Genomic DNA, 18,374 nt, shown 5'->3' with positions numbered 1-18,374 from the left:
GGTCGGGTCAGCGGACGACCCGGCCGCGCAGCACGATGCGCTGTGGGCGGAGCAGGGTACGCAGGTCGCGGCGCGGGTCCTCGGTGTAGACGGTCAGGTCGGCCAGGCCGCCTTCGGTGAGGCCGGGGAAGCCGAGCCAGTCGCGGGCGCCCCAGGAACCGGCCGCCAGCACGTCGGACGCGGACATCCCGGCCGCGTGCAGGCGCAGCATCTCCTGCGCGGCCAGGCCGTGCGCGATGCCGCCGCCCGCGTCGGAGCCGACGTAGATCGGCACCCCGGCCTCGTGCGCCGCCGACACCACGGCCGGGAACCGGTCCCGCAGCGCGCGCATGTGCTTGGCGTATCCGGGGAACTTCGCCTCGGCCCGCTCCGCGATGTGCCCGAACGTGTCGATGTTGATCATCGTGGGCACCAGGGCGGTCCCCCGGCGTGCCATCTCGTCCAGCAGGTCGGTGGACAGCCCGGTGCCGTGCTCGACGCAGTCGATGCCCGCGCGGACCAGCGTCGCGACGCTCGACTCCTCGAAGCAGTGCGCGGTGATCCGCGCTCCGGCCGCGTGCGCCGCCCCGACCGCCGCGGTGAGCGTGGCCTCGTCCCAGGCGGGCGCGAGGTCGCCGCGATCGCGGTCGATCCAGTCGCCGACCAGCTTCACCCAGCCCGTGCCCGCCGCCGCCTGCCGGGTCACCTCTGCCGCGACCTGGTCCGCGGGCACCTCGACCCCGATCTCGGGCAGATACCGGCGCGGCGGGGCGACGTGCCGGCCCGCGCGGGCCAGTCGCGGCACGTCGTGGTCGTCGTCCAGCTGGGCGTACGGGAACGGCGAGCCCGCGTCCCGGATCGCCAGCACTCCGGCGTCACGGTCCATGAAGGCCAGCTCCCGGGCCTGCTCCAGGCTGGTCACCGGGGTCCCGCCAGGCGCGATGCCGATGTGGCAGTGGGCGTCCACCAGGCCGGGCAGCACGTAGCCGCCGTCGGCGACCGTCTGCGCCCCCGGCACCGGGGTGCGGGTCACCCGGTCGCCGACCAGCCACAGATCACGGACCTCGTCGTCGGGGAGTACCACGCCCCGCACATGCAGTGCCGTCGCCATGTAGGCACTGTGCCACACACTTGATCACTGCCGTCCATGGTGTGCGCCATCGCCATCGCCGCCACATCGTGGACGCGCACCGCCCGATCGCTCCCGCGTCACCCGAACGGGGAGGGGTCGGCGTCGATCGAGCAGGTTCGCTTGCCTTGTTCGAACATGTGTTCGATAATGGATCCAGGCGCGGGGCGTCGGCACAGCTGAGTGATGGCAGTCAGCAACTGTGCCGGCGCCTCCCCGACTGCATGCATCGATCCCATGCAGACGAAGATCGCCACCTCAGGCCCGGCGTCGGGGGGTGACCGGTAGCGGACCCTGAGGTGGCGATCTTCGAAAAAAGTGCGGGACGGACCGGACCTATTTGTCCTTGTCCTTGTCGTCGCCCTTCATCAGCTTGCCGAAGTCGAGCTTCGGCGCCTTGAACGGGCTGCCGCCGCCCATCCCCATCTGCTGCTCCAGCGCCGCCGGGTCCATGCCCGGGGGCAGCTGCGGCATGCCGCCGCCCATGCCGGGCAGACCGGCCGGGAAACCGCCGCGCGGACCGCCGCCGCTCTTGGTGCCCTTGCGCTTGTTCTTGGGCGACTTGGTCGCCTTGCGGCGGCCGCCGCCGGGCAGGCCCATCATGCCGCCCATCTGCTTCATCATCTTCTGCGCCTGCTCGAAGCGGTTGAGCAGCTGGTTCACGTCGGTGACGGTGACCCCGGAACCGCGGGCGATACGGGCCCGGCGCGAGCCGTTGAGGATCTTCGGCGTGGTCCGCTCGCCCGGCGTCATCGAGCGGATGATCGCGGTGACCTTGTCGAAGTGGCTGTCGTCCAGCTCGGCCAGCTGGTCCTTCATCTGGCCCATGCCCGGCATCATGCCCAGCAGGTTCGCGATCGGACCCATCCGGCGTACGGCGATGAGCTGGTCCAGGAAGTCCTCCAGCGTGAACTGCTCGCCCCCGAGCAGCTTCGCCGCCATCTTCTCCTTCTGATCCTCGTCGAAGGCCTGCTCGGCCTGCTCGATGAGGGTCAGCACGTCGCCCATGCCCAGGATGCGGCTGGCCATCCGGTCGGGGTGGAAGACGTCGAAGTCCTCCAGCTTCTCGCCGGTGGACGCGAACAGGATCGGCTGGCCGGTGACCTCCCGCACGGACAGCGCGGCACCACCGCGGGCGTCGCCGTCGAGCTTGGAGAGCACGACGCCGGTGATGCCCACGCCGTCGCGGAACGCCTCCGCGGTCGCCACCGCGTCCTGGCCGACCATCGCGTCGATGACGAAGATGACCTCGTCCGGGTTGACCGCGTCACGGATCGCGGCGGCCTGCGCCATCATCTCGGTGTCGATGCCGAGACGACCGGCGGTGTCGACGATCACGATGTCGCGCATGTGGCGGCGGGCGTGCTCGATCGAGTCCTTGGCGACCTGTACGGGGTCGCCGGTGCCGTTGCCGGGCTCCGGCGCGTACACCTCGACGCCCGCGCGCTGGCCGAGCACCTGCAGCTGATTGACGGCGTTCGGGCGCTGGAGGTCGCAGGCGACCAGCAGCGGCTGGTTGCCCTGGGCCTTGAGCCAGCGGGCGAGCTTGCCCGCGAGCGTGGTCTTACCGGAACCCTGCAGACCGGCCAGCATGATCACGGTGGGCGGCTGCTTGGCGAACTGGAGCCGCCGCGCCTCCCCACCGAGGACCGCGACCAGCTCCTCGTGCACGATCTTGATGATCTGCTGGGCGGGGTTGAGCGCCTGCGAGACCTGCGCGCCGCGCGCCCGCTCCTTGAGCCGGAAGATGAAGGCCTTCACCACCGGCAGGGCGACATCCGCCTCCAGCAGCGCCAGCCGGATCTCCCGGGCGGTGGCGTCCACGTCGGCGTCGGTGAGCCGGCCCTTGCTCCGCAGCTTGGAGAAGATGCCGGAGAGCCGGTCGCTCAGGGTGTCAAACACAGCGCAACATCCCCAATGGGTCGAGTTCGTCAGAATGAGCGGCCACAGGCAGCCCTGGTAAGGGTAGCCGCTGCCCTCACGGCCCGATCCCACTGCCGCCCGGTCGCCCCATACCCACCTGCCCAGCCCCCCGAACCGCCCCGCCCACCACCCGCGGCCCCGCTGCCCAAGATCGCCGTTTGCGGTCAAAACCTGCGGTTGGACTCCAGGTTTTGACCGCAAACGGCGATCTTCGCGACTGACGCGGGTTGACCGCGAAGCCCGACCAGGTCGGCCGGGCCGGGTCAGGCGGCGGCGAGGACGGCGGCTTCGGCGGCGTCGCGGTCGACGTCGCCGACGAGGTAGAAGGCGTCGACGACGTCGGCGCCGAGGGTGGAGACGCGGGCGGTGCGCACGTCGACGCCGAGTGCGGCCAGTGCCGAGGTGACCCGGTAGAGCAGGCCGGGCGAGTCCGTGGCGCGCAGTTCGAGCAGGGTCGCGCCGGTGGCCTCGCCCCAGATCACCCGCGGCTCGGCTCCGGTGACCGGCTTACGGCCGCCCGCGCCGCCCAGGCGGCGGGGCAGCGGCAGCTGGTCCAGCCCGACCCGGCGCAGGTCCGCGGCCAGCAGTTCCCGGTCCGGTGGTGCGCCGTAGCGGTTGTTCACCGCGCACTCGATGATGGCCCGCTCGCCGATCGTTGAGGTGCCCGCGGCGACGATCTCCAGCTTGTGCGTGGCCAGGCAACCCGCAACCGCGGCGAGCAGCCCGACGCGGTCGTGCGCGGCCAGCGCCACCCAGTCGTCGGCGACCTGCACCACGGGCAGCGGCCCGGCCAGCAGCGCCGGGTCGGGTGGGGTCGGCTCGGGCAGCTGCCCGCCGCCGAGCACCTTGCGTACCCGCGCGCACAGGTCGTCGATGAGCTTCGACTTCCAGCCCGACCAGGCGGCCGGGCCGGTGGCCTGGGCGTCGGAGCGGGCGAGCATCTGCAGCAGGTCCAGGGTGCCGGTGTCCCCGACGAGCTTGGCGACGTAGTTGATCGTCGCGGGGTCGTCGAGGTCGCGGCGGGTCGCGGTGTCGGGCAGCACCAGGTGGTATCGCACCAGCGCGGCGATCGTGTCCACGTCGGCGGTCGGCAGCCCGATCGCGGTGGCGATCTCGCGGGCCAGCTCCGCGCCGACCTCGCTGTGGTCGCCGGGCAGGCCCTTGCCGACGTCGTGCAGCAGCGCGCCGAGCACCAGCAGGTCGGGCCGGGCGACCTCGCGCGACCAGGTGGCGGCGTTCGCGGCGGCCTGCACCAGGTGCCGGTCGAGGGTGAAGCGGTGTACGGGGTGGTGCTGCGGGGTGCCGCGCAGCCGGGTCCACTGCGGCAGCCAGGTCGAGGTCAGCCCGAACCGGTCGCACGCCTCCCAGGCCGCGACCAGTCCGGTGCCCGCGCCGAGCAGGGTCAGCAGTGCGGAGCGCGCCGAGGCGGGCCACGGGGTCGGCAGCGGCGGGCAGAAGCGGGCCAGCCATTCCAGGGTGGCGCGGGCGATGGGCATCTGGTGCTGGGCGGCGGCGGCGGCCACGCGCAGCGACAGCGACGGGTCGGGGTGCGGGCCGACGGCGGCGCGGGCGAGCACGATCTCGCCGTCGGCGGCGACGACGTCGCGGGCGATCGGGCGGCGTACGGCCACCGCCTCGCGGGGGCGCGGTTCGCCGTGGCGGGCTCCGGCGGCGGTCCAGCGCTGCACGGAGCGCCAGGCGTCGGTCAGCGACCAGGACACGGCCCGCGCGTCGAGCCCGATCCGGCGCAGCAGCGCGTCGCCGTCGGCGAGCCCGAGCAGCTCCGCGACCTGCAGGCGCTCCTGGGCCCGCAGCCGGTCGTTGCGGCGGCCGATGCTGACGTGCAGCGCGTCGCGTACGTCGAGCAGCCGGGTCGCGGCGGCGCGCACCTGGGGCGGCAGCGCGTCGGCGACCCCGGCGACGCCGATGCCGCGCAGCACGCCGACGTCGCGCAGGCCGCCGGCGGCCTCCTTCACGTCTCCTTCGAGCAGGTACGCCAGCTCGCCGTGGGCGGCGTGGCGCTCCTCGACCAGCTCGCGCAGCCGCAGCAGCTGGCGGCGGGCGGTGCGCCGCCACTGGTCCACCGCAGCGCGGCTGAGCTGGGCGGACAGGGCCGGGTCACCGGCGATGTGGCGGGCGTCGAGCAGCCCTAGGGCGACCTTGACGTCGTCGTGGGCCGCGTCGAGCGACTCGGCGACGGTACGCGTGGAGTGGTCCAGGCCCATCCGGGCGTCCCAGATCGGGTACCACAGCGAGGCGGCCAGTTCGTCGACCCGCGGCACCCCGGCGTGCACCAGGATCAGGTCGAGGTCGCCGTGCGGGGTGCACTCGCGGCGGCCCAGCCCGCCGACGGCCACCAGGGCGACGCCGGGGGTGTCCGGCAGCAGCCGCCGCAGCCAGCCGTCGAGCACCCCGGCGCGGGCGAGCCGGGCGTCCGCGCCGATGGAGGCCTGGTCGCGCTGGGCGAGCCGCGCGTAGTCGGGCCCGGGGCCCGCCGCGCCCTCCGATGCGGAAGTTACGACGTTCCCCGGGCCCATGTGGTCCTCTTTCAGGTTGTTACGACTGATACCTCAGAGCGCGTCGAGTCCGCGCTCGCCGGTGCGGACCCGGACCACCTCGGATACCTCGGTGACCCAGACCTTTCCGTCCCCGATCTTGCCGGTGCGGGCGGCGGTGACGATGGAGTCGACGACCTTCTCCACGTCCAGCTCGTCCGTGACGACCTCGATCCGGATCTTCGGCAGGAACTCGACCGTGTACTCGGCACCCCGGTACACCTCGGTGTGGCCCTTCTGCCGGCCGTAACCCTGAACCTCGCTGACCGTCAGCCCGGCGACGCCCATGGCGTGCAGGGCCTCCTTCACCGCGTCCAACTGGTACGGCTTGATGACGGCGGTAACCAGCTTCATGCTCAACCCCTCCATCTGGGAACCTTAGCCGGAGACCTTTTCGGTGACCGGAGCCGTCTCTTCCACCTCGGCCTTGGGGGCCTTGCCCGCCGCGCCGATACCGGCCAGGGCGAAGGCGCCGGCGCCGCTGCCGCCGCCGGAGGGCGTGGTGTCGTACGCGCTCTCGGCGTGCTCGACCACGTCGACGCCCTCGAGCTCGGCGTCGGCGGAGACCCGGAACCCGATGGTCTTGTCGATCAGGAAGCCCAGGATCAGGGCCACCACGAACGAGTACCCGAGCACCGCGAACGAGCCGATGGCCTGCTTGCCCAGCTGGGTGAAGCCGCCGCCGTAGAACAGGCCGTCGACCGCGATGCCGCCGACGGCGGCGGTGCCGATGAGGCCGATCGCCAGCGAGCCGATCAGACCGCCGACCAGGTGCACGCCGACCACGTCGAGCGAGTCGTCGTAGCCGAGCTTGTACTTGAGGCTGACCGCCAGCGCGCAGACGACACCGGCGACGATGCCCAGGCCGACCGCGCCGAGCGGCGTGATGAAGGCACAGGCCGGGGTGATCGCGACCAGACCGGCGATGGCGCCGGAGGACGCACCCAGCAGCGTGGGCTTGCCGTCACGGATCCACTCGACGATCAGCCAGCCGACGAGCGCGGCGGCCGTGGCGACCTGGGTGTTGATGAAGGCCAGCGCGGCGATGCCGTCGGCGGCGAGCTCCGAACCGGCGTTGAAGCCGAACCAGCCGAACCAGAGCAGGCCCGCGCCCAGCGCCACCATGGGGACGTTGTGCGGCTTGAACTTGTCCTTGGGCCAGCCGACCCGCTTGCCCAGGACGATCGCCAGGGCGAGCGCGGCCGCACCGGCGTTGATGTGCACCGCGGTGCCGCCGGCGAAGTCGAGCGCGCCGAGCTTCGCACCGATCCAGCCACCGCCCCACACCCAGTGCGCGACCGGGAAGTAGACCAGGGTGGCCCAGGCGAACGCGAACACGAGCCAGCCGACGAACTTCGCCCGGTCCGCGATCGCGCCGCTGATCAGCGCGACGGTGATGACCGCGAACATCATCTGGAAGGCGATGAACACGTACACCGGGATGTCGAGCGCGCCCCAGAGCGCGTCGGTCGGCACGTTGGAGCCGAGGTACTGGGTCGCGTTGCCCCAGAACCCGTTGACGTCGTCGCCGAACGCCACGGAGAAGCCGTAGACCAGCCACAGGATGGAGACCAGACCGATGGCGGAGAAGCTCATCATGAACATGTTGAGCACGCTCTTGGTCTTGGTCATGCCACCGTAGAACAGTGCGAGACCGGGCGTCATCAGCAGCACGAGGGCGCTCGACGCGAGAATCCAGGCCGTATTTCCGGTGCTGAGCACTACCGGATCTTCAGCGAGCAGCACGCTGCCCTCCTAAAGTGAGTGGGTTCCTCCCAGCCAGCCCCGAGGGCGACCGCGGTGCTCCGCCGTGTCGGCGGAGTGCCGTTCGTGTCATCCCCGACCGATCGCCGCAGTGCCATCGGTGCTGGTTGGAGGGCAGCATTGCCAACCCCTGTTTCGCGCAATGACGCTGCTCGGTTTCCGGCACGTCACGGTCTGTTTCGTACGTGTGAAGAAATGTTCACACGTGAGGAGACCATTCATGGCGCGATTCAGCGCAGTGCGTGCTCCAGCGTGTACCGCTCGTAGTCAATCAGCCGAAGGTCGCGAAGCGGCCGCCGAAGGTGGCCCTTCTGCACGATCCGGACGAACGCGGGCTCCCCCGCGGTGGCGAGGCGGCGGATGCCCTCGACGTGGTCCACGATGCGCTTGCGGATGGTCCGCACCAGGCGGTGCCGGTCGCGCGGGATCAGCCCGTACGCGTCGGCGAACAGGCGCAGCCGGCGGGGCCGGTCCGGCCGGTGCCAGCCGAGCGTGATCGAGTCCCGGTCACTGAAGATCGGCACCCAGGTCCACGCGGCGTACGCCACGTCGTAGATGCGCGAGCCGGGCGACGCCAGGTCGAAGTCGATCATCGCGAGGGTGCCGTCCGGCCGCCAGATGACGTTGTGCGGGGCGGCGTCGTGGTGGCAGATGATCTCCGCGTCCGGCGGGGGCGGCCCGAACGAGCGCCACACCCCGCCCGGCGGCGTACGGAAACCGGCCTGCGCGTCGTGGAACATGCGCAGCATGGTGGCCACGGTGACCAGCGCCTCGTCGGTGACCCAGTGCGGGGCCAGCGGGTACTCCCCGCACTCGCCCGGCAGGTAGGACAGCACCTCGCGGTTGTGCTCGTCCATGCCCAGGGCGCGCGGGGAGCCGGTGAACCCGGCGTACTCGAGATGGCGCAGCAGGGCGTGCACGGTCGGGGTCCACGGGCCGGCGTTGCGCCGGACCGTCTCGCCGACCCGCACCACGGTGCTGACGTTTCCGCCACGCAGCGGGATCTCGGTGGGATCCTGAAAAGGGGCTGTCACCATGGACTCGTCAGCTGCTCGTCGCTCGTCGGTTCGTCACTCGTCGCCCAGCAGGGCGGCGACGAACTGCTGCGGATCGAAGGGCGCCAGATCGTCGGGGCCCTCGCCGAGGCCGACCAGCTTCACCGGAATGCCGAGAGCACGCTGCACCGCGATCACGATACCGCCCTTCGCCGTGCCGTCCAATTTAGTGAGCACCACGCCGGTGACGTCGGCGACCTCGGTGAAGACCCGAGCCTGGCTCAACCCATTCTGACCCGCGGTCGCGTCGAGCACCAGCAGGGTCTCCGACACCGGGCCGTGCTTCTCCACCACGCGCTTGATCTTGCCCAGCTCGTCCATCAGGCCGACCTTGTTCTGCAGGCGGCCCGCGGTGTCGATGAGCACGGTGTCGACGCCCGCCTCGATGCCCTTCTTGACCGCGTCGAACGCCACGGCGGCCGGGTCGCCGCCCTCGGGGCCGCGCACGACCTGCGCGCCGACCCGGCTGCCCCAGGTGGCCAGCTGCTCGGCGGCGGCCGCGCGGAAGGTGTCGGCCGCGCCGAGCACCACGGTGTGGCCGTCGGCCACCAGCACCCGGGCGATCTTGCCGCAGCTGGTGGTCTTGCCCGCGCCGTTCACGCCGACGACCAGGATCACCGACGGCCTGCCGTCGACGACACCGGTGTGCAGCGAGCGGTCCAGCTTCGGGTCCAGCGCCTCGGTCAGCTCCTCGGTCAGCAGCGTACGCAGATCGGAGCTGGTCCGGGTGCCGAGCACCCGGGTGCGCTCGCGCAGCTTCGCCACGATCTCGGTGGTCGCCTGCACGCCCACGTCGGCGCTGATCAGGCTCTCCTCTACCTCGTCCCACGCGTCGTCGTCGAGGTGGTCGCGGGACAGCAGGCCGAGCAGGCCCTTGCCGAACACGTTCTGCGAGCGCGACAGCCGCGCGCGCAGCCGCACCAGGCGGCCCGCGGTCGGCTCGGGCTGCTCGATCTCCGGCGCGGCCGGGGCGGGCGGCGCCTCGACCGGCGGTGCGGTCTCACCGGCGGCGGGCGGGGCCGGGGCGGGCACGGCCGGCTTGGTCGGCGTGACCCGCTCGGGGGCCTTCTCCGGCGCGGGAGCCGTGATCACGCTGGGCGGGACCTGCTCCCCGCGCTCGATCCCCGGGCGCGGCTGCTCGGTGGGCGGCAGCGCGCCGCGGCGCGGCCGGCGGACGAGGAACAGCGTCAGCCCGGCCAGCAGCAGCAGGCCGATGACCACGAGTACGGGGACGAGCGCGTCTTTCATGCTCGGCATCCTCTCAAACCTGGGGCCGTCCGGCTGACACCGGAGGCCAAGCGCGCCGATACGACAGCCCCGGCCCTGGCTCCCACCGCCCCGATCACGGAGGATGTCCGCGTGGCGAACCTCCTTCTCGGCCCCCTCCTGCGCCGCGTCGACGGTGACCAGGCGGTCATCTGGGTACAGACCGACCGGCCCGCGCGGGTGCGCGTGCGGGCCGGTGGGGCCAGCGTGACGTCGGACACGTTCGAGGCGTTCGGGGTGCACGTGGGACTGGTGGTGCTGGGAGGGCTGCCGCCCGGCACGACGTCGTACGCCGTCGAACTCGACGACGCGGCCGTCTGGCCGCTGCCGGGATACCCCGATTCGGTGATCACCATCCGCGATCCCGGACACACCGACGCGGTGATCGCGTTCGGGTCCTGCCGCGAGGCCAGCGCGCAGACGCACGCCGAGGCCGGGCACGATCCCGACGCCCTCGAAGCGCTCGGGCACCGGCTGCTCGCCCAGGCCCGGACCGGACCGGCCGACCCGCCGGACCTGCTGGCGCTGATCGGCGACCAGATCTACGCCGACGGGCTGTCCGCCTCGACCCGCGACTGGCTGGCCGGGCAGACCCGGCCCCCGTTCGCGCCCGACGGCCACGTGGTCACCTTCGCCGAGTACGTGCACCTCTACCACGAGTCGTGGGGCGAGATGCCGGTCCGCTGGCTGCTGTCCACCGTACCCAGTGTGATGATCTTCGATGACCACGAGATCATGGACGACTGGAACTCCTCGGCCGCCTGGCTCGACGCGGTGCGCCGCGAGCCCTGGTGGGACGAGCGCAGCACCACCGGCATCGCCTCCTACTGGCTGTTCCAGCACCTCGGCAACCTCACCCCCGACCAGCTTCGCCGCGACCCGGTGTGGACCCGCGTCCAGGCGGGCGAGGACGCCACGGCCGTGCTCACGGCGTTCGCGACGCGCGTCGCGACGCCTGCCGGGCCGGACCCCTACCCGTGGGGGTACACCGTGGACGTCGGCCGGACCCGGCTGGTCATGCTCGACTGCCGCGGCAACCGGGTGCTCGACGGGCCCGCGCGCCGGATGTGGCCCCAGGAGCACTGGGACGACCTCGCCGAGCAGGCCCGCGCCGACTGCGACCACCTCGTGCTGGCCTGCTCGCTGCCCTGGCTGCTCGCCCCGACCATCCACCACGGCGAGGCCGTCATCGAGGTGCTGGCCGCGAAGCTCCCCCGCATGGAACGCCTGCGCCAGCAGTACGACCTGGAGCACTGGGCGGCCGTCGGGCACTCCTTCGACGAGCTCACCGCCCTGATCGCCGGTGTACGGGGCCCCGCCACGGTGAGCGTGCTCGGCGGCGACGTGCACCACTCGTAAGTCGCCCGTGCCGCCGTCCCCGGCGCGACCGCGACCGTCCACCAGATCACCTGCTCACCACTGCACCAGAGCATCCAAGGCGTCATGCGCACCCTGCTCCGGGTCGGCTGGTCGCGCGCCCTGTCCGGCCCGGCGGCCCTGGTCGCCCGCCTGCTCGGCGTACCCCGCCCCCGAGTGCGCTGGAAGGCGTACGACCGCCCGTACTTCGGCAGCGCCGTCGCCACGCTGACCCACCACGGCCGCGCCGCGACCGTCACCATCGAGGGCACCGCCGACGGCAAGGGCCTGTCCCCCGCCCTCCGCTACGACCTCACACCCTGACCCCGATCACTGTCGCCATTCCGACACCCGCGCCCAGCCACCCCACGACCGGCCCACACGCCGGTCGCGGGGAAGCCGTCAGGCAGCGTCGGAGGCTACCGGTACGGAGACCGAGTGGTCGTCGGTGACCAGGGTGACCTTGCCGTTGGCGTGTTCGACGGAGAGCAGGGTGCCGGGCGGCAGCACGTCGAGCACGTCCGGCGGGAGCTGCACGGTCCCGTCCCCGGCGATGACCGCGAACTCGCGGCCGTCGCGGCCCTCGGAGCCGACCCGGCCGTCGCGGATGGTCACCGCCCGGCCCAGCCGCGCGCCCACGTCGGGGTCGTGCGTGACGGCGACGATGGTGGTGCCGCGCTCGGTGTTGACGGCCTCCAGCGCGGCCAGCACCTCGTCGCGCGCGGTCCGGTCGAGCTGGCTGGTCGGCTCGTCGACCAGGAGCAGGCCCGGCGAGGCGGCCATGCCGACGGCGATGGCGGCCCGCTGCGCGGCTCCGGGCGGCAGGTCCTGCACCTTGCGGTGGCCCAGCCCGGTCAGCCCGAGCAGGGACAGGATGCGCTCCGGCGGCTCCAGGTCGGCGGGGCGTACGTGCGCCGCCCGCCGCTGGGCCAGCCACACGTTGCTGAGCACGGTCGCGTACGGCAGCAGGTTGCGCCGCGCGCCCTGCAGCACCACGCCGAGGTCGGTGCCGCGCAGGCGGGCGAGTTCGGCCTCGCTGATCCGGCCGATGTCGACCAGGCCGATCTGCACCCGGCCGGCGCTGGGCCGCATCAGCCCGGCCAGCAGCGCGATCAGCGTCGACTTGCCGGAGCCGGACGGCCCGACCAGGGCCACCCGCTCGCCCGGCGCGATGTCGAGGTCGACACCGGCCAGCGCCACCACGTCGCCGCCCTCGGCGCGATAGATGTGCACCACCCGGCGGCACACCACGGCCAGGCCGGTCAGGCTGGAGTTGTTCTTCACGACGTCACTCCCTCGCTTCCGCGGGCCACCCTCGTGGCCAGCAGGCAGGTTGTCAACAGCACCAGCAGGGCCGCCACGATCGGCACGGTGACCAGCGGGCCGGGCAGGTCGGGCGGGGGCACGGCGGTGCCCCCGTCGCCGAACACGGGCAGCACCCCGCGGGCCAGCGCCCACGACAACCCGGCGGCGAGCAGGCCGATGACGGTGCCCGCGAGCACCAGGGCGAACCGTCCGCCCAGGTCCGCGTCGCGCAGCGCCCGCTGGCTCACACCCTGCCCGCGCAGGACGGCCAGTCCGCCGTCGCCGCGGCCGCGCTCCAGCACCGCGGTGATGAGCAGGCCGCCCGCGGCGAACAGCACCCCGGCGAACGCCGCCACGGCCAGGAACAGCAGCGCCAGCGCGGGAGCCTGCTCCTGGTAGAGGTGCAGCTGCCCGGCCGCGTCGCGCTCGCCGAGCACCTTCAGGCCGTTGGCCTCCAGGCGCTGGACGAGGTCGGCGGGCGCGTCGGCGGCCAGCCACACCTCGGGCTCCTGCGCGTCCGATTCGCCGCCCGTACGCAGGTCGGCGTACTGCAGGTCGACCAGCGCGCCGTGCGCCCCGTAACGGGGCACCAGTGGCAGGGTGCCCGCACGGACGATCGGGACCCGGACCGTGCCGCCCGCCCCGAGCAGTTCGGGGGGCAGGTCACCGGCGGCGACCAGGGGCAGCGGGTCGGGCGCGGGGTCGGCGGCGGCCCGCATGTCGGGCGTGAGCACACTGTCGACCCAGATCCGCAGGCCACCGGAGCCGGGAGCCATCTCGGGCACCGGCCGGGCGGCGCTGGTCTGCGGCAGCCGCCAGTGGTGCCCGGCCAGGTCCGCCCCGGACAGCAGCGTCCTGCCCGTGGGGTCGCGCAGGTCGCCGACGGTCAGGTCGACCAGATAGCGCTTGGGCGTGAACAGGTCCACCGACAGGCTCCTGACCTGGCACGGGCTGGCCGCACAGGTGGGCGTGGCAACCCGGTACGTCTGCGTGCCCGGCCGCAGTGCCTCCACCCGTACGACGGACTGGGCCCCGGCGGTGCCCACCAGCCGCAGGGTGAGTCCCGCCTTCGCGCCCGGCTCGATCCGGTCCAGGGTCACCGTGATCTCGACGTCGGCGGCGGTCAGCGTAAGCGGCGTGCCCTCGGCGGGCCGCAACTGCCGCGCCACCTCGGCGGGCGTGGCCGCGCCGTACGCGCCCGGCCACAGCGCCACCGCCGCGAACCGGGAACTGTCCACGGCCAGCAGCTTCGTCTCGGTGTTCACGTTCACCCGCATGGCCGCCATCGCGTAGCGGCCCGCCGGGTCCGCGGTGCGCACCGCGTGCACCAGGCTGGCCGCGGGCAGCGTCTCGACCTGCAGCACGCGCGCCGCGCCGACCTGCACCTCGGCCCGTTCGTGCCAGGCCTGCGCGGCCACGTCGCGGGCCGACAGCGCGAACCCGAGCAGCCCGAACACGACGGTCAGCAGGACCACGACCCAGTGCGTGCCACCGCCGCGGGCCAGCGTCAGCGCGGCCAGGCCGGTGCGCACCCGGCCCCGGCGCAGCGCCCGGCGGCCCAGCCGCTCCGCCGGGATGCCGATCGCGCGGGCGGCGACCAGGCCGAGACCCAGTGCGATGCACAGCGGCGCGAGCAGACCGATGCCGCCGGCGCCGGTGTCCTCACCAGCCGCCACCTGGTAACCGGCGACCAGCGCGAGCGCGCCGACCATCGCCTCGACACCGCCGACGAGCCCGCCGCTGCGGCGCACCCGAGCCCGGCGCAGCAGGCCGAGCACGGGGGTGGTCAGCGCGCGCACCTGCGCGAGCAGCCCGGCCAGCAGCGCGCCGAGCACGGCGGCGGCCGTGTACAGCGCCGACGCCGGGTTCAGGTAGACCGGCGGCGAGCCGGGCAGCGCGACCGTGGCGAGCAGTGCCGTCAGCGCGTACCCGAGCAGGTAGCCGGGGATCACCGCGACCAGCACCGGCACGGACGTCTCGGCGGTGGCCAGCAGCCACCGGGTGCGGGCGGGCACGCCGCGCAGCGCGGTCAGGCCCAGCTCGCCGCGCCGCTGCTCGACCCCACCGGCCACCGCGATGAACAGGACCAGCCAGCACAGCATCACCAGCGGCACCGCCGCCAGCAGCAGGCTCGACGACAGCTGCGACTCCCCGTCCTTGATCCGGCCGATGAGCTTGCTCAGCTCGCTGTCGGTGCCGAAGCCGCCCGCGTCGAGTTCGGACTCGGCGTCGCCCAGGTCGTCGCGCAGCGCGTCCATGTTCTCGAAGGCCGCCGGGGTGACCAGGAGGTCCACCATGCGCATCCGGCTGCCCTCGACGGCGGCCACGGTGCGCTCGGTGGCGAACGCGGCGGGCCGGTCGATGCCGGTGAGGATCTCGCGGTCGCCCCAGTACGGGTCGTCGAGCCGGACCGGCCGGTAGAGGCCGACGACGGTGAGCCGGACCGCCGGGGGGCGCTCGAACTCCATTGACCCGACGGGCGGTGTCCGGAACGCCAGGTCCTGGCCGAGCACCGCGTTCAGTTCGCGGGCGGCGTCCTCGCGGAGCACGACCTCGCGCTCGCCGGTGGCGCACCGCCCCCGGGCGATGGTCAGGTGCTGGCAGACCCCGGTCCGGGCGGCCAGGAACATGCCCTGCTCGCCCTCCTCGCCCTGCTCACCGGTGACGACGACCTGCGCCGAGGTGCCGCTGAGGGTGATCATGCCGGGGACGTACGGGCGCAGCGGCTGCTCGCCGCCGCGCGGATCGTCCGAGGTCTGCGCGGTGACCACGCGTTCGCCGACGGTGGCCGCGGCGACCTCGACGCCGCGCAGCGACACCGCGGCCGCCTCCTGGTAGAGCGGTCCCGCCGACGCGGCGGCCGCGGCCAGTGCCGTCAGCACCAGCGTGATGACGGCCAGCCCGCGCCGGGCCTTCACCATCGCCCACAGCAGCGCGGTCATCGCGGTCCCTCCTGAGTGCCGGGGCGGCCGGTGGTGGCCCGAGCCAGCGAGCGCCCGGCGGTGAGCGCGGCCGCCAGCAGCACCGCGGTGGCGGCGACGACCGCCGCCGCGACGACCGGCAGGCCCGGTCCCGGTGGCGCGAGCCCGCCGCTGGCGGTCAGCATCTGCCGGGCCGGGCCGCTGACGGCCCAGGCGACGACGGCGGTGAGCGCGCCGACGGGCGCCGCGATGCCGATCATGGCGAGGTTGCCGAGGCGGCCCGCACGGGCGGCCGCACCGGCGGGCAGGCCCTGCAGGCGCAGCGCCGCCAGCTCGGCCGAGCGGTTGCGGCGGTCCGTCGCGGCGAGCACCAGCACGGCCAGCGCCACCAGCAGCACGCTGAGCACCGCCGCCGCCAGGTGCAGCCGCAGGGCCAGCCCCGCACCCTGTTCGCGGTACCGGTCGACGCGCGCGGCCACCGCCTCGTCGCGTACCGGCACCAGGCCCGCGGCGCGCAGCCGGTCCACGGCGTCGGCGGGGGCCTTCTCGTTGAGCCATACCTGCAGCTGGATGGCGTTGTCGCGGCTGCCGCTGAGCCGGTCGGCGAGCTGCAGGTCGAACAGCGCCCCCGAGGCGCCCGCCCCCGGCAGCACCGGCGACAGCCAGCGCAGGTCCACCGGCCGTGGCAGGGCCTGCAGCGGCTCGATCTCGGACAGTTCGCCGGTGTGCGGCAGCCACGGCGGCCCCGACACCACCACGGGCAGCGGCACGGGCGCGTCGGACACGTACAGCCTGATGTCGGTGCTGATCTGGCGCGGGTCGCTGGGCACGTAGTTCAGGCCCACGGCGTCGTCCGAGCTGAGCACCGTGACCTCGCGCTCGGCACCCAGCTCGGGCCGCCACCGCGAGGCAGCGCCGATGGCCCGCCCCTCCAGCAGCGTGCGGTCCGGGCCGAGCTGGCGCAGCCGGACCAGCCCGAAGCCCTCCGGCGACTGGGGGAAGCTGAGCCAGAACAGGCGGCAGCCCGGCGCGACCGCACACGCGGGCAGATCCAGCTTGTACGACGCGCGCCCGGCCCCGTCGGCGATCTGCACCGCGCCGGTGACCGGAGCCCCGTCGGGTCCGACCAGGGCGGCGGTCAACCGCATCGGGCCGCCGAAGTCCGCGGTGGTGTTCACGTCGAACTCCAGGCCGCCGCCCGCCACCATCACCGGATCACCGGCGGGCGCACGCAGCAGGTTCGCCGCGTCGGCCGCGGACACGGTCGCGTTCTCGGGCCACAGCGCGACGGCGGCCAGCCGGGTGCTGTCCACACCGAGCAGCGTCATGTCGGGGTCGTCCTGCCGGGTCACCGCCATCGCCCAGGCCCCGGCGGGGTCGGCCTTGGCGACCGCCGTCAGCAGCGCGGTACGCGACTGGGCGTACACGGTCAGCGCCCGGGGCGCGCCCAGCGCCAGCTCGGCCCGTTCCCGGGCCGCGTTCGCGGCCACATCCCAGGCGCTCACCGTGTATCCGACCAGGGCCACCGCGACGACGGTCAGCGCGACCAGGCGGTCGGCACCGGGGCGGCGTGCCACCTGGAGCGCCGCGAGCCCGTGCGCGAGCTTGCCCCGGTGCAGGCGGGACGCGCCGAACCGGGTCGCCGCGGACCGCACCACCCGGGCGGTGAGCAGGCCGACCACGATCGCCAGCAGCAGCGGCGCGAGCAGTGGCAGCCCGCCCTCCTGGCTGTCCGTGGCGTACGACTGCCCGATCGCGGCCAGGGCGACCACCGCCACCGCCAGCTCGACCAGCCCGACGCGCCGCCGACGCCGGGTCGGCACCTGCCGCAGCCCCTCCATCAGCGAGCCGGAGAACACCCGCCACTCGGCGACCGCCGCACTGATCATGACGACGAGCAGCGTGCCACCCGCTGCCAGCAGAGCCCCCCGATCGAGCACGACGTCCTGGGCGCGCGCGAACGTCGCCCAGGTCAGCAACCGCACCAGCAGCCAGCCCAGCAGCACCCCGAACGGCGCGGCGACCAGCAGCACCAGGGCTGTCGGGCCGAGCGCGAGCAGGCCCCGGTGCCGGGGCAGCACGCCGCGCAGCAGGCCCAGCGCCAGCTCGCTGCGCCGCTCCGAGGCGGTGTACCCGATTGCCATCAGCAGCACGAACCAGCACACGACGAGCAGCTGCACCGCGCCGAGCGGGGCGGCCAGGCCCAGCACCTCGCGGGTGTCCTCGATCCGCTGGAGCAGCCGCGGCAGGCCGTTGTCGATCCGTACGCCGACCAGCCCCAGCCCCGGCTTGACCACCTCGGTCAGCCCGTCGAGGTTGCCCGCCGTGAAGGTCTCGTCGCCCGCGATCATGTCCACGGTCGCGACCAGCGTGGCCGCGTCCAGGGCCGCGATCGTCGGCGCGGCCACGAACATCGGATTGCCCACCCGCTGCGGACGCGGCGTGTAGTCGGCCCGCCCGGCCCAGTACGGGTCACCGGTGGACAGCGGCCCCGCCGGGTCGTACACCCCGACCACGCGCAGGGTCAGCGGCTTCGGGGCGCGCTGGGCCTCGTAGACGAACTCGCCGCCGGTGCTCACGCCGAGCCGCTGCGCGGTGGGTTCGCTGATCGCGACCTCGTTCGCGGCGGCCGGGCAGGTTCCGGCGGTGAACACCAGGTGCTCGCACACGTCGGCGCGCATCGACAGCGGCGCGTCGACCGGCGCGATGCCCGGCACCCGGCCGTCCGCGTGCACCGCGACGACCTCGGTCAGCCCGCTGCCGTCGGTGCGTTCGGCGACCTGACCGCGCAGGCTGTCGAGCTGCGCGGTGTACCCGCCGGCCGCGGCGATCTCGGCGGTGAAGGCGATGGAGCGCTCGGCCGCGGTGGCGGCGCGCAGTTCGGCGGAGACCACGGCGCGGTCGGCGGCGGAGGCGTAGAGCGGCGCGGCGGTGCCGGCGGCGACCGCCAGCACGGCCAGCACGGCCAGGGTCACAGCCTGGCTGCGGCGGCTCGCCAGCACGCCGAGTACCAAGCGAAGCATGCGCTACCTCTTCGGGGGTTCCCCGATCACGGCGCGGCAGGCGCTTCCACGGGAGGCGGATCGGGGGTGAGGTTCAAGACAGTCGGCCTGGCCCGGTG

At 73.7% G+C, this 18,374-nt stretch carries 10 protein-coding genes and 1 pseudogene; 1 reads left to right on the top strand and 10 read right to left on the bottom strand.

Annotation, left to right across the window (positions count from 1 at the left end; translation table 11 throughout):
- Positions 1-7: 7 nt before the first annotated feature.
- The 7 genes from HAV40_RS28995 to ftsY form a co-directional block, all read right to left on the bottom strand.
- The gene (locus HAV40_RS28995; protein WP_166386787.1) at positions 8-1,090 is read right to left on the bottom strand and encodes an amidohydrolase family protein; all 1,083 of its coding nucleotides are present in this window, start codon (positions 1,088-1,090) and stop codon (positions 8-10) included.
- A gap of 354 nt (positions 1,091-1,444) precedes the next feature.
- On the bottom strand, positions 1,445-3,010 hold the full coding sequence (ffh, locus tag HAV40_RS28990; RefSeq protein ID WP_166386785.1) for a signal recognition particle protein: 1,566 nt from the start codon (positions 3,008-3,010) through the stop codon (positions 1,445-1,447).
- Between the two features lie 284 nt (positions 3,011-3,294).
- On the bottom strand, positions 3,295-5,568 hold the full coding sequence (locus HAV40_RS28985) for a [protein-PII] uridylyltransferase (RefSeq protein ID WP_166386783.1): 2,274 nt from the start codon (positions 5,566-5,568) through the stop codon (positions 3,295-3,297).
- Between the two features lie 33 nt (positions 5,569-5,601).
- Positions 5,602-5,940, bottom strand: coding sequence for a P-II family nitrogen regulator (locus HAV40_RS28980; RefSeq protein WP_166386781.1), 339 nt, complete (start codon positions 5,938-5,940; stop codon positions 5,602-5,604).
- A 24-nt stretch (positions 5,941-5,964) separates the two neighbouring features.
- On the bottom strand, positions 5,965-7,251 hold the full coding sequence (locus tag HAV40_RS28975; protein WP_166386994.1) for an ammonium transporter: 1,287 nt from the start codon (positions 7,249-7,251) through the stop codon (positions 5,965-5,967).
- 329 nt (positions 7,252-7,580) lie between these two features.
- Complete coding sequence (locus HAV40_RS28970) at positions 7,581-8,384, bottom strand: aminoglycoside phosphotransferase family protein (protein WP_239086919.1); 804 nt, start codon at positions 8,382-8,384, stop codon at positions 7,581-7,583.
- A gap of 36 nt (positions 8,385-8,420) precedes the next feature.
- On the bottom strand, positions 8,421-9,653 hold the full coding sequence (gene ftsY / locus HAV40_RS28965; RefSeq protein ID WP_166386776.1) for a signal recognition particle-docking protein FtsY: 1,233 nt from the start codon (positions 9,651-9,653) through the stop codon (positions 8,421-8,423).
- Between the two features lie 93 nt (positions 9,654-9,746).
- Between ftsY and HAV40_RS28960 the strand changes: the two are divergent.
- Positions 9,747-11,351 (top strand): annotated as a pseudogene (locus HAV40_RS28960) (alkaline phosphatase D family protein).
- A gap of 78 nt (positions 11,352-11,429) precedes the next feature.
- Here HAV40_RS28960 and HAV40_RS28955 read toward each other — a convergent pair.
- Genes HAV40_RS28955 through HAV40_RS28945 form a run of 3 tightly spaced genes read right to left on the bottom strand, consistent with a single transcriptional unit; the run spans position 11,430 to position 18,276 of the window.
- On the bottom strand, positions 11,430-12,311 hold the full coding sequence (locus tag HAV40_RS28955) for an ABC transporter ATP-binding protein (protein ID WP_239086918.1): 882 nt from the start codon (positions 12,309-12,311) through the stop codon (positions 11,430-11,432).
- Positions 12,308-15,274, bottom strand: a complete 2,967-nt coding sequence (locus HAV40_RS28950; RefSeq protein WP_166386774.1) for an FtsX-like permease family protein — start codon at positions 15,272-15,274, stop codon at positions 12,308-12,310. The genes HAV40_RS28955 and HAV40_RS28950 overlap by 4 nt, the downstream gene beginning before the upstream one ends.
- Entirely contained in the window at positions 15,271-18,276 is a 3,006-nt protein-coding gene (locus HAV40_RS28945; protein ID WP_166386772.1) for a hypothetical protein, read from the bottom strand. Before HAV40_RS28945 ends, HAV40_RS28950 begins: the two co-directional genes overlap by 4 nt.
- Positions 18,277-18,374 lie beyond the last annotated feature (98 nt).

This window comes from Catellatospora methionotrophica, from assembly GCF_011297335.1.
GTDB classification, from domain to species: Bacteria; Actinomycetota; Actinomycetes; order Mycobacteriales; family Micromonosporaceae; genus Catellatospora; species Catellatospora methionotrophica.
Note: the sequence above shows the minus strand (reverse complement) of the source record. Positions and strands in the feature narration are given on the sequence as shown.